Source organism: Pseudomonas alloputida, assembly GCF_021283545.2.
In the GTDB taxonomy this organism is placed as follows: domain Bacteria; phylum Pseudomonadota; class Gammaproteobacteria; order Pseudomonadales; family Pseudomonadaceae; genus Aquipseudomonas; species Aquipseudomonas alloputida.
This window is the reverse complement of record NZ_CP128540.1, coordinates 5,944,871-5,959,781: the sequence shown is the minus strand read 5'-3', so window position 1 is coordinate 5,959,781 and position 14,911 is coordinate 5,944,871. Positions and strand designations below refer to the sequence as shown.

The following is a 14,911-nucleotide window of genomic DNA, read 5'->3' as shown; positions in this document are numbered from 1 at the left end:
AAACGTGAAAGGGGCCGCTGCGCGGCCCCTGATCAAGGCCTCAGCCCTGTTTCACTTCACGCATCGGCTTGCCTTTCACTGGTGCATCCCCCGCCACGTAGTACTTGGCGGTGCTGCGCGGCAGTGGCTTGCGACCACGGATCTTGTCCGAAATCTTCTCGGCGATCATGATCGTGGTGGCGTTGAGGTTGCCGGTGATGATCAGCGGCATGATCGAGGCATCGACCACGCGCAGGCCCTTCATGCCGTGCACGCGGCCTTCACCATCGACCACTGCCATGTCGTCGGTGCCCATCTTGCACGAGCAGGACGGGTGGAAGGCGGTTTCGGCGTGCTCGCGGATGAACTTGTCCAGCTGCTCGTCGGTTTGCACGTCAGCGCCCGGGCTGATTTCGCGGCCACGGTACGGGTCCAGCGCCGGCTGGGCCATGATTTCACGGGTCAGACGAATGCCGTCACGGAATTCCTGCCAGTCCTGCTCGGTGGACATGTAGTTGAACAGGATGCTCGGGTGCTGGCGCGGGTCTTTCGACTTGACCTGGATGCGGCCACGGGCAGGCGAGCGCATGGAGCCCATGTGCGCCTGGAAGCCATGTTCCTTCACGCCATTGGAGCCGTTGTAGTTAATCGCAACCGGCAGGAAGTGGTACTGGATGTTCGGCCACTTGAACTCCGGACGAGTCCGGATGAACCCCCCGGCCTCGAACTGGTTGCTGGCGCCGATACCGGTGCCATTGAACATCCACTCGGCACCGATCGCCGGCTGGTTCCACCACAGCAGCGACGGGTATAGCGAAACCGGCTGGGTGCAGGCGTACTGCAGGTACAGTTCCAGGTGGTCCTGAAGGTTTTCACCAACGCCCGGAAGGTCGTGCACAACCGGGATGTCGAGGCTTTCCAGCAGGGCGCGCGGGCCGACGCCGGAGCGCTGCAGCAGTTGCGGCGAGGCGATGGCCCCGGAGCTGACGATCACTTCCTTGCGGGCGCGGGCTTCGACGCGCTCTTCGCTGTCGCCGACCAGGTAGGTCACGCCGATGGCGCGCTTGCCGTCGAACAGAACGCGATCCGTGAGGGCGTGGGTGACGATGGTCAGGTTCGGGCGCTTCTTGGCCTGGTCCAGGTAACCACGGGCAGTGCTGGAGCGGCGGCCGTTCTTGGTCACGGTGCGGTCCATCGGACCGAAGCCTTCCTGCTGGTAACCGTTGAGGTCTTCTGTGCGTGGGTAACCGGCCTGTACGCCAGCTTCGACCATGGCATGGAACAGCGGGTTGTTGCCGGCTTTCGGCGTGGTCACGCTGACCGGGCCTTCGCCGCCATGGTAGTCGTTCGGGCCGATGTCACGGGTTTCGGCCTTGCGGAAGTACGGCAGGCAGTCCAGGTAGGTCCAGTCTTCCAGGCCTGGCAGTTCTGCCCAGCCGTCGAAGTCCATGGCGTTGCCGCGGATGTAGCACATGCCGTTGATCAGCGACGAGCCACCCAGGCCCTTGCCACGGCCACATTCCATGCGGCGGCCGTCCATGTACGGCTCCGGGTCGGTCTCGTAGGCCCAGTTGTAGCGGCGGCCTTGCAGCGGGAAGGCCAGGGCGGCTGGCATCTGGGTGCGGAAGTCGAAGCGGTAGTCGGGGCCACCGGCTTCCAGCAGCAATACGGTGACGCCGGCGTCTTCGGTCAGGCGGGTCGCCAGGGTGTTACCGGCCGAGCCGGCACCGACGATGATGTAATCGAATTCTTGGGACATGAAAGTACCCTCGTGTTGGCGGTGATCGGGGAGCGGGAACGCCCGTGCGCGGTGGCACGGGCGGGGCTAGACAGGGTTCAGAAAACCGAGTTGTAGCCGCCCAGCTCGACCTGGACCGACTTGATGCGAGTGTATTGAGCCAGCGAGCTGACGCCGTTTTCACGGCCGACGCCCGACTGCTTGTAGCCACCTACCGGCATTTCGGCCGGCGATTCACCCCAGGCGTTGATCCAGCAGATACCGGCTTCGAGCTTGTGGATGATGCGGTGGGCGCGGGTGATGTCGTTGGTGCAGACGCCGGCGGCCAGGCCGTAGTCGGTGTCGTTGGCACGGCGGATCACTTCTTCTTCGGTTTCGTAGGTGAGGATGCTCATCACCGGGCCGAAGATCTCTTCTTTGACGATGGTCATGTCGTCGGTGCAGTCGGTGAACACCGTCGGCGCAACGAAGGCACCTTTGGCGAAGTCACCGGCAGTCAGACGCTCGCCGCCGCACAGCACGCGGGCACCTTCTTCCTTGCCTTTGGCGATGTAGCCCAGCACGCTTTCCATGTGCTGGAAGCTGACCAGCGGGCCGAAGTTGGTGTTTTCGTCTTCCGGGTTGCCAACGCGGATGCGGGCAACGCGCTCGGCGATCTTGGCTTCGAAGGCCGCCTTCATTTCAGCCGGGATGAACACGCGGGTGCCGTTGGTGCACACCTGGCCCGAGCTGTAGAAGTTGGCCATCATGGCGATGTCAGCGGCCTTGTCCAGGTCGGCGTCGGCACAGATGATCAGTGGCGACTTGCCGCCCAGCTCCATGGTCACTTCCTTCAGCGAAGAGCTGGAGGCGCTGGCCATGACTTTCTTGCCGGTGGTGGTGCCGCCGGTGAAGGACACTTTTTCGATGCGCGGGTGCTCGGTCAGCCAGGTGCCGACTTCGCGGCCGCTGCCGGTCAGAACGTTGAACACGCCGTTCGGCAGGCCGGCTTCGGTGTAGATCTCGGCCAGTTTCAGGGTGGTCAGCGAGGTGACTTCCGACGGTTTGAAGATCATCGCGTTGCCAGCGGCCAGGGCCGGGGCAGATTTCCACAGGGCGATCTGGATCGGGTAGTTCCAGGCACCGATACCCACGGTCACGCCCAGCGGCTCGCGGCGGGTGTAGACGAAGGACGATTCGCGCAGCGGGATCTGCTCGCCTTCGATGGCCGGTACCAGGCCTGCGTAGTATTCCAGCACGTCGGCGCCGGTAACGATGTCGACGTAGCGGGTTTCGGAGTACGACTTGCCGGTGTCCAGGGTTTCCAGCATGGCCAGCTCATCGTTGCGCTCGCGCAGGATGTCGACGGCGCGGCGCAGGATGCGCGAACGCTGCATGGCAGTCATCGCAGCCCAGACTTTCTGGCCACGCTCGGCGCTTTCCACGGCCTTCTCGACGTCAGCCTCGGTAGCACGCTGTACGTGGGCGAGGACTTCGCCGGTGGCCGGGTTGATGGCTTCGAAAGTGGCATCGCTGCCAGCGTCGACGTAAGCGCCATCAATGTAGAGTTTTTGCGTTCCGAAACGGGCCATAGTGTCCTCGCAAGTGCAGTGTGTGGTTTGGCTTGCGCGTCATGCTCCTGCCGGGTTGGCAAGGGCCCTGCGCGCATTGTCAGCAGCCTGGTCGTTTGTGCCCAGGGTGTGCTGCTTGGCCAGTTGTAGTTCCATGTATTCGTAAGCAATCCGTATCGCCTGGTCGGTGTCGAATGCATCACCCGACAGGGCGCCACGCAGCCACAAACCGTCGATCAGGGCTGCCAGGCCGCGGGCTGCCTTGCGCGCATGGTAGAGCGGCAGGGCGCGGCGGAACTGGCAGCACAGGTTGGAATACAAGCGGTGGTCGTTGATCCGCTGCAACCTGTGCAAATCGGGCTGGTGCATGCTGGAAGCCCAGAAGGCCAACCAGGTTTTCATTGCCGGGCCGTTTACCTGGCTGGCATCGAAGTTGCCCTCGATGATCACTTTCAGGTGAGCGCGCGGGCTGTCGTCTTTCAGGGCCTGGCGACGTGCTCTGACGCCTTCGTTGAGCATGCTCATGATGTAACCCATCGTCGCTGCGATCAGGCCGTTCTTGTCCCGAAAGTAGTGACTGATGATGCCGTTCGACACACCGGCCAAACGGGCAATCAGCGCAATGCTGGCGTCCCCCAGTCCGACCTGATCGACCGCCTGCAATGTGGCTTCGATCAACTGCTGGCGCCGGATGGGTTGCATACCGACCTTGGGCATCTTGCTATCTCCTCAGGCCTGCGAGCAGACGACAGGCGGCTGACTCGGCGAAGGCCAGTCTATTTTGTTTTGATTGAACGTTCAATCAATAAAGAATAAGCTCTGCGACAATTTGTGCCATTGACAGTTTTTCAGGCGGTCGAGAAGGCACGGATTGACACCCCAGGAAATCGCGTAACCCCCGGAATACAAGGTGTTGACGGGCATGAGCGATGCGAAATGCAGATTCTGCCGTACGGCCATTGGCCCTGCGACAGGCCCTTGGAGCGGGCGGGGTGACCTGTGACGAATGCGCGCACCTCCGTTGAGGCGTGGCATTTTCAGCAGGCCACCTGTCTGTTTTTGGCAACGTATCGATTCGGGATCACGGTTTCCAGGGTTCTTTTATAACACCTGATGCAGTGGGGATATTCCACCAATTGCTCGGGAAAGACTGATTAGCCTCCACAGCTGCACTGCCCGGAGCATTCGTGCAATGAGTTCTGCCTCACTTACCAAGCCCCCCGCCGAGAGGGTACGGGTCAACCGCGTGGTGTTTTTCACCTCCGCGCTGATGATCCTTGTTCTGACTGCCTTGCTGATCGCTGTACCCGAAACCGCCGGCCAGGTGCTGGGCGTGGCCCAGAAGTGGCTGACGCGCACCTTTGGCTGGTACTACATGCTGGTCATCTGCGGATACCTGCTGTTCGTCGTCTACCTGGCTTTCTCCGACTACGGCAGCCTCAAGCTGGGTGGCAAGGACGACCAGCCTGACTTCAGCTACGGCGCCTGGGCCGGCATGCTGTTCTCGTCCGGTATCGGTATTTCGCTGCTGTACTTCGGCGCCTCCGAGCCCCTGGACCACTACTTCAACCCACCGGAAGGCACTCCTGCCAGCCTCGAGGCCGCGCGCCAGGGCCTGCAGCTGACCTTCCTGCACTGGGGCCTGCACGGCTGGGCGATCTATGCCCTGGTCGGCCTGGCCGTGGGTTACTTTGCCTACCGCCACAACCAGCCGCTGGCACTGCGCTCGGCGCTGTACCCGCTGGTGGGCGAGCGTTGGGTCAAGGGCGCTGCCGGCAACGCCGTCGATATCTTCGGCATGTTCGTCACCCTGCTGGGCCTGGTGACCAACCTGGGCATCGGCGCGATGCAAGTATCGTCCGGCCTGGAATACCTGTTCGGCATGGACCACAGCAAGACCAACCTGCTGGTGGTGATCCTGGTCATGGCCGGCGTGGCTACCGTGGCAGCGGTATCGGGCGTGGAGAACGGCATCCGCCGCCTGTCCAACCTGAACATCATGCTGTTCAGTGGCCTGTTGATCTTCGTGCTGCTGGGCGGCGAAACCCTGCACCTGCTCAACGGCTTCGTGCAGAACGTTGGCGACTACCTGAACGGCATCGTGCTGAAAACCTTCGACCTCTATGTGTATGAAGGCGAAGCCGGCAAGTCGGAGCGCTGGCTGGGCCTGTGGACCGTGTTCTACTGGGCCTGGTGGATCTCCTGGGGCCCGTTCGTCGGCATGTTCATTGCCCGTATTTCCAAGGGCCGCACCGTGCGCCAACTGGTGATGGGTGTGCTGCTGATCCCGCTGGGCTTCACCCTGGCCTGGCTGTCGATCTTCGGCAACACCGCACTGGACCTGGTGATCAACCAGGGCGCCGTGGAGCTGGGCAAGACTGCGCTGGAACAGCCATCGATGTCGATCTACCAGCTGCTGGAACACTTCCCGGCAGCCAAGATCGTCATTGGTGTGGCAGTGTTCGTCGGGTTCGTGCTGTTCCTCACGCCGGCCGACTCCGGCGCGGTGATGATGGCCAACCTGTCGTGCACAGGCGGCAAGGTCGACGAAGATGCCCCGCACTGGATGGTGGTGTTCTGGTCCGTGGTGATCACCCTGGTGACCATCGGCCTGCTGTTTGCCGGTAACTTCGAAGCCATGCAGACCATGGTCGTGCTGGCGGGCCTGCCGTTCTCGGTGGTGCTGGTGCTGTTCATGTTCGGCCTGTACAAGGCCATGAAGCAGGACGTGGTGATCGAGCAGGAGCGCGCCGAACTGGCCGCCCGTGGCCGTCGCGGCTTTAGCGAGCGCCTGACCCAGCTGGAACTGCAGCCGACCCAGGCCGTGGTGCAGCGCTTCATGGACAAGCAGGTCAGCCCGGCGTTGAAAGAAGCCGCTGCACAGCTGCAGACGCAGGGCTTCGAGGTGGAAACCCGCGTTGGCCAGTCGCGCAACCTGATGGGCTTGCGGGTGATGATGGAAGAGGGCAACCCGTTCGTCTACGAAGTGAGCCTTGACGGCTATATGGCCGCGCCGAGCGAGGCGCCGGTCGAGGGTGAGCCTGAACTGCGCCAGCGCTTCTACCGCGCCGAGGTCTACCTGCATGACGGCAGTCAGGAGTACGACCTGATGGGCTTTGCCCCAGACCAGATCGTGCGTGATGTGCTCGATCAGTTCGAGAGCCATCGCCAGGTGCTTGGCCGCGTCTATAGCTGACTTCCCGGCAGGCCGCCGCACTGCCAGGTGTCGCGGCTTGCCAGCAGCAATATGTAGCACCTGTTTCGATACCATTTCCAGGACGCTTTGTGGTTCATTCCACAACGAGTCCTGGTCATGCCCGCCACTCACGCGCACAACCTCAATCACGCAGTCGCCGCCCAGTTCGCCAGCCGTCCCACGCTCCGTCAGGTCGTAGGCGAACAGGTCATGAAGGTGATCCTGGAGCACTATCCTCTGGTTGGCGTGCATCGCCCTGAAATGACCTCGGCTGCACCGCTGTACCTGATGTCCCTGCAGCCGGATGGTGTCTGGCGCCCTCAGCCGCTGGTGGATGTTGTGCTGCAGGCCCTGCTTGCGGCTAAACCACTGGACCTCGCCCCGGCGGGCGACTACCGCCTTAGCCTGAACCCGCCCCGGCGCTTTTTCGCCATCGAGTCGAGCTTCGAAACGGCTGAGGGCGATTTGATCGAGCCCGCGCGCCTGACCGATGGCCTGAACGCGTTGCTGCCAATGCTGCTTTGGCACTTCCAGCAAGCGCAGATCGACTATTGGAACGGCGACGGCACGATCGACCGGGACCTGTGGTTGCAGCAGTTGTTGCGCGCCAACCTGCTCGATGGCCTGAAGGATGAAGCGCTGGATGACGAACAACGCAAGCTGCTGCGTGACCTGATGATGGGCAACCGCACCGGGCTCGATGTGCAACTGGTGCGGGTAGCCTTACGTGAGGGCGAAGACACGTTCCATGAGCTGTTGCCCGGCTTGCTGATTACCGCCTCCAGTGAGGTTCGCGAACTGACACTCTGGTGTTCTCCCGAAGGCCTGGTCCGCAGTTTCGACGCCCAGGCAGCATTCGGCGCGGCGTTGCAAATACAGATGGCTGGACGTTACCGGTTTGATGAGTTGAGCTGGCAGGGCCTGACTGTGGAGGGCGACGCTTTCGCCCTGTACAGCGCCTCGCTGCTGGAAATCTTGCTCGAGCGCGTGGCCCGCCTGCGCTGGAGTGCGATCGACAGCGTCGACCAACTGGAGCACTACTGCCACTTGGCCTGCGACCCCGCATCATTTTTCGCCGAGTTCAGTGACCATGGCACTGGTGGGCTGGGCCTGGCGCTTCCCAAGGGCCTGTCGCGAGCCGATACGGATAGCCAGACCGCTTACCTCCAAGCCATGCTCGACTTGTCGCTACTGCAACAGCACAGCCCAGCGCAGGGCATTCAGGACGGTCTGCCGGATTTGCACACCTATGCGGCAACGCGCCTGCGCGAAGCGATGCTGCATGACCACCCGGTAGACGCCAATTATTTTCCTGATGACATTCTCCTCACGGTCGAGACCTTTGTCAGTGACGGTCACGGGCTGGGCTTCGGCCAGAAGAGCGGTGAAAAGACGTTGACCCTGACGCAGCTGGCGATCGGCCGCCTGGATGCCACCGCAGGAGGAGTGGTGACACACATCGCGCACCGGGAAAACCAGCTGATCATGAAGTGGATGACCATTGATTACGTCCGTGAGCTGGTGCAGCGAGTCGATATCGGCGGCAGCTATCCACGGCATGTTCAGTCGATGCTCGATCGCTCGGCGAGCCGCGCCGAACATATCTCGGCATTTGCCATACGCTGGCGTATCACCCTGATGTTCGATGCTGCGCGGGCGCGTGCCGTCAAACGGCTCGACAAGTTCGCCTACGGCGCCCTGGCAGAATTCTGCCGTAGCGGCGCGCAAGGGGCTGCCGCTGTGCGGATTGCACCGCTTGCGTTCAAACGCTCGCCGACATCAGAGAGGGTCGACGTCGCGCATGGTTTCTACGTGATCGAACTCATCGAGTTGGGTGTTCATCTGTTGTACTGCCCGCTGTACACCGAAAAGGCGCTAATTCAGTACGACAGCGCTCAGGCACTGTTGGATGCGATCAGCCGCCCGGGGGCTTTGCAGGACAACGTGCTGCTGTGGATCGAGCAAGCTCAGCGCGCGGTCTACGACAATGGTGGTTTCCGGGAGCCGCACCTGCCCCAATGGCTGCTCGACCCTTACACCCTCCCGGAGAAACCGCAGCCTGTTCAGTTGGCGCTGCAATTCTGGGCGCGGGACGTGGATCGGCAGATGTTCGAAGCCAAGGGCCGGATGTTGCTGGAGCTGGCGGATCGCAGCGCCATGAGCAACAGCGAGGTGCGCTGGCGGCTGGTCACGGCATTTTCCTGGGAACTGTTGAATGTTGTGTTTCCAGTGTTACCAGGGCCGCTCACCTCGGTTGCCTGGCTCTACATCGGCATGCGCAGCTTGATCAACGATGTGCAAGGACTGGCCAGCTCGCATCTCGACGAGCGCATCCAGGCGATGGTCGATGTGCTGAACAACACCTTGCTGGCGCTGATACACCTGCAGACGCCGAAACTGGCAGCCCCGCCCGTCTCTGGCGACCTGCCGCCATCGCTGCTCCAGGGGCCAGCTGCAGGCGATGGGATCGAGCTGGCGAACCTTTCCACCGCGACGCGGGAGCCCAGCGTCTCGGTCGACAGCCTGCAGGCGATGGCCAACACCCACCTCGACTTTTCCTGGCGTGGGGCTGGGGGGCTCAATGGCCTGTCAAGTGCCCAGCGAGGCCAGATGCGGGCGTTGGCGGCCAGTGTTTCGCTGGAAGGGCGCGCCCCGCAGACGCAGGGTGTGGCCGCGGGGCTGGTACGGATCGGGGATTATTTCTATGTGTCTCTGGACGGTGATGTCTACCGAGTCAGCCTTGATAACGCAGCGTTTCGCATCATTGGTCCGGACGGCACGGTTGGGCCATACCTGATGCGCGACGGCAATGTCTGGCACCTCAATAATTCGCGCTTGCACGGTGGCAATGATCGCTCCGGCGAGTTGGCCCGCGAGCGATTGCGCAAGAAGCTTGACGGGCCGATCGCCAAGGCTCAGGCCGAGATAGAGCGGCTTATCCTGGCCGCAGAGGCTGCCACGAAGGATTTCAACGCGTTGAGCGAGCAGATTGTCGGTTTGCGTGATCCGGTAAAAAAAGTCGAGGAACGGTTGCAAAAGGCGCCACCCACCGAGCCGGGAGAACGTGCGCAATTCGAGCAGGCTACCGAGTTGTTCAAGCTCAAGTTCCAGCAGTTGCAAGAGCAGACGAGTAAGTTGCGCAACCAGCGCCTGCCCTTGAACGAAAGATTGTTTCTTGATTATCTCGAGGCCGAACGCAACATTACCTACGTGCTTGACAAGTCGAGCGCCTCGACGCACGTCGGCAGCGTGAGAGATCAACGGATACTCTTGGGCCAGGTCCGCAAGAACCTGATCAGCTTTGGCATGTTCTTCATTGATGAGCTGCTGGCCTTGGGTGGGTTCAGGGAATATGACCAACTCACCAATGCGCTCAATGTCGCACCGCCAGAGAAACAGGCCGAGTTGTATGCCAGGTTCCGGACGATGTTGGAAAAGTTGCTTGAAGAGCAGCCCAGGATCATCAATGTCTCCAGCCAGCTGGATCGCCTGTTGGCCATCACCGACATCGACATGCAAGTGCCTTACGTCAATACCACTCTGACCGTCTCGAGCATTATCGCGAGCCGTAAGACGACCACGATCAACATCCGGTTTTTCCAGGCCATGGGCCTGGTCGAGCTGGCCCTGCAGTGGCACAAAGGCACGCCTACCCAGCACTACATGATCTTCCGCCATGCGCTCGCCAGTCAGCGTCTGCGGGTGGCCGCACAAACGCATCATCTGCTGATGTTCTGTGACTTGCCTGTCGCCGAACGAATCGAGGTGCTGCAAAGTGCGTGGGACGAATACCTCGCGGCGATTCTCAACGCCGAACGGATCAAGACACTCGGCAGCAAGCTCATCGATGTCCAGCGCCTTGAGGCCTACAAGCAACAGATGGTGGAACTGAAAACCATAGCCGGTGAGGCGTTGGTCGAGGCCATGCGCGAGCAGGCGGACGGGCAGGTCCGTGGCTCACGTCGTGCGGTCTATTCACGAAAGAGCCTGCAGGTGGCCCATACGCGGGCTGGTCAGATAGTCATTGGCAGCGAATCGGTGGTCGACGGGCAGGCTGTGCTGCAAGTTGTAGCGGCTTTCAACAAGAGTGCGCTGCATCGCTTCCAGAAGCAGGGAAACACCTGGGTTGAAGAGGTAGCCGCGGGCGAACCGGAACAGCAGTCGCGGACTTCTACGCCGGAGTCCGAAAGGAACAACCGGGAGCTGGCCGAGGCCATGCTGGCACAGAACGAAAATGTCATCGCTCAAGCCAGAGCCCTGGTTGCCAAGGATGCTGACGATATGGGCCTGATGTCGATGCTGGACGGCCAGATCAACGAAGTGTCCGAGTTGCGTGAACAGCTCAGCGATGCCAACGCAGAGCACGCGCTGCTGGCGGGCATGGACGATGCGCTGATTCAGTTGCGTCAGGCCCGCCGCGACTGTTTGGTAGCGCTTTACAGCAAGACGCGCTATCCAGGTGCCAGAGGGCTGAATTTTCTCCATCAGCAGGGTTTGCTCGCCGTGGAATATGTCGGGCCTCGGCAGGTGGTTTCCGATGGCTATCTGGACGAGTACCGGATCAGCCTGTTGCGTGCTCCCGGTGAGGGTCGAGGTAAACCCTTGTGGGCCGCGCATTTCCATTTTGCCGACTCGCAGGCGGCGCCGACGGCGTTTGGCAAAGGCCATCTCAAGCTGTGGAGCCAGCGCAAAATGGGGTATCGCGAGCAAATGAAGGCGGCGAGCGAGGGGCAGGTACTGAGCATTTATCGGGGTAACCTGACCTACGCACAGGCCAGGGATGTCATTCCGTTCAACCTCTGAACTTTGCCCGGGTGGCCCAGCGGCTGCCCGCGATCAGCAAATGCTAGCGATTGCTGTAACGGCCATGCTTACCGTGTGCAGGCATGGCCTGGTTGCCACGTGTGGCGATCATCTGTTGCAGCGTGACCAGTTCGATCCCCAATTGCTTGAGCCGTGGAATCTGACTTTCCAGCACCGCTAGCGTCTGCGGGTAGGGGTGGCCGATCAACACGGCCGAGCCTTGCTTGCGGGCCAGTGCAATACCCTGTTGCAGCTGAGCGTCGATGGCTTCCGGCGTGCGCACGTCATCCAGAAATACATCCCGTGATACATGCGCGACATCGTGTGCTTGAGCCTCGGCCGCGGCAACCGTGGCGGCACTGGTGCGGCTGTCGACAAAGAACAGATGGCGCCGCTGCAGCTCGCCCATCAACCACGCCATGGGTTCACGCTGTGCGGTCATGCGGCTACCCATGTGGTTGTTGATGCCGGCGGCGTAGGGCACCTTGACCAATGCTGCGTCCAGGCGCCGCGCCAGCTCTTCGATGGCGATGCCCGGGTGCCAGGCATAGGGCCCGGTGGCCGGGTCCATGGGCATGTGCAGGATCACCGTCTTGCCGGCCTTGTGCGCCTGGCGTGCAAAGTCGGTGGCATGCGGGGTGTCGGGCATGATCGCCATGGTCACCGGCCCAGGCAGGGCCAGGGTACGGCTGTCGCGCTCTGGGCTCTGGCCCAGGTCGTCGATGATGATGCTCATGTAGGCCTTGTTGGCCGGTGCCGCTTGCGCGATTCCGGCCATCAGGCAAAACAACAGACACAGCAGATAACGCATAGGGTGGCTCAGTCGCCCTTGGTGATGTTCAGGCCCTTGAGCAGGCTCAGTGCCTGGCTCAGCTGGAAGTCGTCATCCTGCGGGCGTTCCTTGCGCTTGCTGCTGCCGGTCGGGCGGTCGGCGCCGCCGTTGCCGTTGCCCAGGTGGCCCTGCAGGTCGGCTTCCTTGAAGTTTTCGGTGTCGGCTTCGGCGGTGAGCTTGGCCGGGCGCACCTCGATGTCCGGGACGATGCCCTGGGCCTGGATCGAGCGGCCATTGGGGGTGTAGTACAGCGCAGTGGTGAGCTTCAGGGCGCGGTCGTTGGCCAGTGGCAGCACGGTCTGCACCGAGCCTTTGCCGAAGCTGTCGGTGCCCATCAGCACGGCACGCTTCTGGTCCTGCAGGGCGCCGGCGACAATTTCCGATGCCGATGCACTGCCACCGTTGATCAGTACCACCAGCGGCACGCCCGCGCTGGCATCGGCCGGGTCGGCCGAGAAACGCAGCTCGGAGTTGGCGATGCGGCCTTTGGTGTAGACGATCAGACCTTTGGTCAGGAAGTGGTCGGCCACTTCCACTGCCGATTGCAGCACGCCGCCTGGGTTGTTGCGCAGGTCCAGCACCACCCCGCGCAGCTTCTTGCCGTTGTCCTTGCGCAGCTTGGCCAGGGCCTTGCCCACTTCGTCACCGGTCTTGACCTGGAACTGGGTGATACGGATGTAGCCGTAGTCGTTCTCCAGTAGCTGGCTCTTCACGCTCTTGACCTGAATGACTGCACGGGTCAGGTTCACGTCGAACGGGTTGCCGCCGTCGCGCACCAAGGTCAGGGTGATTTTCTCGCCGACCTTGCCGCGCATCTTGTCGACGGCTTCGGTCATGGTCTGGCCGCGGGTCGGGGCGCCGTTGATCTTGACGATCAGGTCACCAGCCTGCACGCCGGCACGCGAGGCTGGGGTGTCGTCGATTGGCGAAACTACCTTGATGAAGCCGTCTTCCTGGCCTACTTCAATGCCCAGCCCGCCGAACTCGCCGCTGGTGCTTTCCTGCAGCTCCTGGAAGTCCTCGGGGCCGAGGTAGGCCGAATGCGGGTCAAGGTTGCTAAGCATGCCCTTGATGGCGTTTTCCAGCAGGGTCTTGTCGTCTACCGGTTCGACGTAGGCAGCTTTGATGCGGTCCAGGACCTCGGCGAAGGTGCGCAGTTCTTCCAGCGGCAGTGGCGCCTTGGCGGTCACCTCGGTGGCTGGCACTGCAGCGGCCTTGGCCGGCTCTGCGGCGGTGGCCAGGGGCGCGCCGACCGCCAGGGCGATGGACAGGGCCAGCTGGGTGAGACGAGGCGAGTGCAGCATGTCGAACGAACTCCTGATCCTGTAAGCGCTCCCTGGGGAGCATCGGCGCAGCACTCAGGCTGCGCCGTAGAAATTTGACTAGCCCCGGCACCACTGCGAAGGGTCGGTAGGCCGGCCCTGCTGGCGGATAGCGAAATACAAGCCTGCCGCGTCCTGACCACCGCTGTCGCCAACGGTGGAAATGGCTTCACCGGCCTTGACGATATCACCGGCATTCTTGAGCAGGCTCTGGTTGTGGCCGTACAGGCTCAGGTAACCGTTGCCATGGTCGAGAATGACCAGAAGCCCGGCACCGCGCAACCAGTCCGCGAATACCACACGCCCGCCGTGCACGGCACGTACCTGGGTGCCTGGGTTGGCGCTGATCATAACCCCGTCCCACTTGGCACGGGCGTCGCTACCGCGGGCATCACCGAAACGTGCCAGCAATCGACCATTGACTGGCCATGGAAGTTTGCCCCGCGCAGCAGAAAATGCGCCGCCGTAGTTGGCGCCATCGCTGGAAACCATCGGCCCGAGGGTGGTACGGGCCTTTTTCGGCGGTTCCACTGGCTCTGCAGGCTCACGGGCCCGGTCGCGGGCAGCGGCGGCGGCCAGCGCTTCCTGCTGGCGGCGTTTTTCCGCTTCCTGCTGCGCCAGCAGGGCCTTCTTGCGTGCCTCTTCAGCTTCACGGGCCTGGCGGGCGAGGGTTTCCTCGATGGTCTTCAAGACCTTGGCCAGGTCGGCCTGGTCCTGTTCGCGCGCTTGCAGCTTCTGATCGCGGTCCTTCACATCGCTGTTGAGCTTTGCCAGTACCTGCTGGCGCTTGGCGCGCTCGGTTTCCAGGGCCTGGCGGCGGCTGTCGAGGTCGGTGCGCTGGGCCAGCTGTTGTTGTTGCTGGCTGGAAATTTCCTGTTCGACGTTGGCCAGTTGGCGCAAGGTCTCGTTGAAGGTGCGCAATTGCTCCAGGCGCGCCTTGCTCAGGTAGTCGTAATAGGTGAGGGTGCGGGCGAATTTCTCGGGGTTCTGCTGGTTGAGCAGCAGCTTGAGGTATTCCTCGCGACCATTGTTCTGGTAGGCCGAACGGGCCTGAATGGCGATCAGTCGTTGTTGTTCAACGCGGGCGCTCTGGAGTTTTTTTTTCTCGGTATCAAGGCGCTCCAGCTCGCCTTCAGTCTTTTTTAGTTCTTGCTGCAGGGCCTCCACCTGCTTTTCGAGGTTGCCGATGTCGGTTTCGGTGGCTTTGAGGTCTTTTTGCACACCGGCCTTTTCTTCCTGGAGCTTGCTCAGCGTTTTCTTGAGCTCGGCAATGTCCTGGCGGGTGGCATCCAGTTGCTGCTGGGTCTGCGCACGCTCATCGGCGAAGGCCGGGCTGAGCAGGCAAGACAGGGCTAGGAGGATCAGGGCGCGAAGCATGGGGTTTGGCGTACCAAGGATGGAGACTGGCCTAGTATGCCCGCCTGGGCAGGCAAAAAAAACGCCTCGCTGCGGATGCAGGGGGGCGTTTGTCTGGAATTCATGTGCAATTGG

The 14,911-nt window shown here is 62.0% G+C and carries 8 protein-coding genes and 1 pseudogene; 3 read left to right on the top strand and 6 right to left on the bottom strand.

Annotated elements, in window-relative coordinates; all coding sequences use genetic code 11:
- Positions 1–40 precede the first annotated feature (40 nt).
- From betA to betI, 3 genes are all read right to left on the bottom strand, one after another.
- The gene (gene betA / locus LU682_RS27545) at positions 41–1,738 is read right to left on the bottom strand and encodes a choline dehydrogenase (protein ID WP_010955611.1); all 1,698 of its coding nucleotides are present in this window, start codon (positions 1,736–1,738) and stop codon (positions 41–43) included.
- Positions 1,739–1,815: 77 nt separating this feature from the next.
- Positions 1,816–3,288, bottom strand: a complete 1,473-nt coding sequence (gene betB, locus LU682_RS27540; protein WP_003249182.1) for a betaine-aldehyde dehydrogenase — start codon at positions 3,286–3,288, stop codon at positions 1,816–1,818.
- Between the two features lie 39 nt (positions 3,289–3,327).
- Positions 3,328–3,984, bottom strand: a complete 657-nt coding sequence (gene betI, locus LU682_RS27535; protein ID WP_014859113.1) for a transcriptional regulator BetI — start codon at positions 3,982–3,984, stop codon at positions 3,328–3,330.
- 532 nt (positions 3,985–4,516) lie between these two features.
- Here betI and LU682_RS27530 point away from each other — a divergent pair.
- From LU682_RS27530 to LU682_RS27520, 3 genes and pseudogenes are all read left to right on the top strand, one after another.
- A pseudogene (locus LU682_RS27530) lies at positions 4,517–6,051 on the top strand (BCCT family transporter).
- On the top strand, positions 5,999–6,463 hold the full coding sequence (locus tag LU682_RS27525; RefSeq protein ID WP_172830944.1) for a hypothetical protein: 465 nt from the start codon (positions 5,999–6,001) through the stop codon (positions 6,461–6,463). The pseudogene LU682_RS27530 and the gene LU682_RS27525 overlap by 53 nt, the downstream one beginning before the upstream one ends.
- 117 nt (positions 6,464–6,580) lie before the next feature.
- Positions 6,581–11,266: a dermonecrotic toxin domain-containing protein gene (locus tag LU682_RS27520; RefSeq protein ID WP_049588300.1), complete on the top strand. Its 4,686-nt coding sequence runs from the start codon at positions 6,581–6,583 to the stop codon at positions 11,264–11,266.
- Positions 11,267–11,309: 43 nt separating this feature from the next.
- Here LU682_RS27520 and LU682_RS27515 read toward each other — a convergent pair whose 3' ends face one another.
- The 3 genes from LU682_RS27515 to LU682_RS27505 all read right to left on the bottom strand — a co-directional run bounded on the left by LU682_RS27515 (position 11,310) and on the right by LU682_RS27505 (position 14,797).
- Positions 11,310–12,077, bottom strand: a complete 768-nt coding sequence (locus tag LU682_RS27515) for a divergent polysaccharide deacetylase family protein (protein ID WP_003249191.1) — start codon at positions 12,075–12,077, stop codon at positions 11,310–11,312.
- An 8-nt stretch (positions 12,078–12,085) separates the two neighbouring features.
- A complete protein-coding gene (locus LU682_RS27510) occupies positions 12,086–13,402 on the bottom strand; it encodes a S41 family peptidase (protein WP_004576741.1) in 1,317 nt (438 codons plus the stop codon).
- Positions 13,403–13,480: 78 nt separating this feature from the next.
- Positions 13,481–14,797, bottom strand: coding sequence for a murein hydrolase activator EnvC family protein (locus tag LU682_RS27505; protein ID WP_010955607.1), 1,317 nt, complete (start codon positions 14,795–14,797; stop codon positions 13,481–13,483).
- Between the last annotated feature and the right edge of the window lie 114 nt (positions 14,798–14,911).

Bases quoted from the DNA above. Each gene is read 5' to 3' on its own strand.
- LU682_RS27520 (WP_049588300.1), top strand. From the start codon at position 6,581: ATGCCCGCCACTCACGCGCACAACCTCAATCACGCAGTCGCCGCCCAG.
- LU682_RS27510 (WP_004576741.1), bottom strand. From the start codon at position 13,402: ATGCTGCACTCGCCTCGTCTCACCCAGCTGGCCCTGTCCATCGCCCTG.
- LU682_RS27515 (WP_003249191.1), bottom strand. From the start codon at position 12,077: ATGCGTTATCTGCTGTGTCTGTTGTTTTGCCTGATGGCCGGAATCGCG.
- betB (WP_003249182.1), bottom strand. From the start codon at position 3,288: ATGGCCCGTTTCGGAACGCAAAAACTCTACATTGATGGCGCTTACGTC.
- LU682_RS27505 (WP_010955607.1), bottom strand. From the start codon at position 14,797: ATGCTTCGCGCCCTGATCCTCCTAGCCCTGTCTTGCCTGCTCAGCCCG.
- betI (WP_014859113.1), bottom strand. From the start codon at position 3,984: ATGCCCAAGGTCGGTATGCAACCCATCCGGCGCCAGCAGTTGATCGAA.
- betA (WP_010955611.1), bottom strand. From the start codon at position 1,738: ATGTCCCAAGAATTCGATTACATCATCGTCGGTGCCGGCTCGGCCGGT.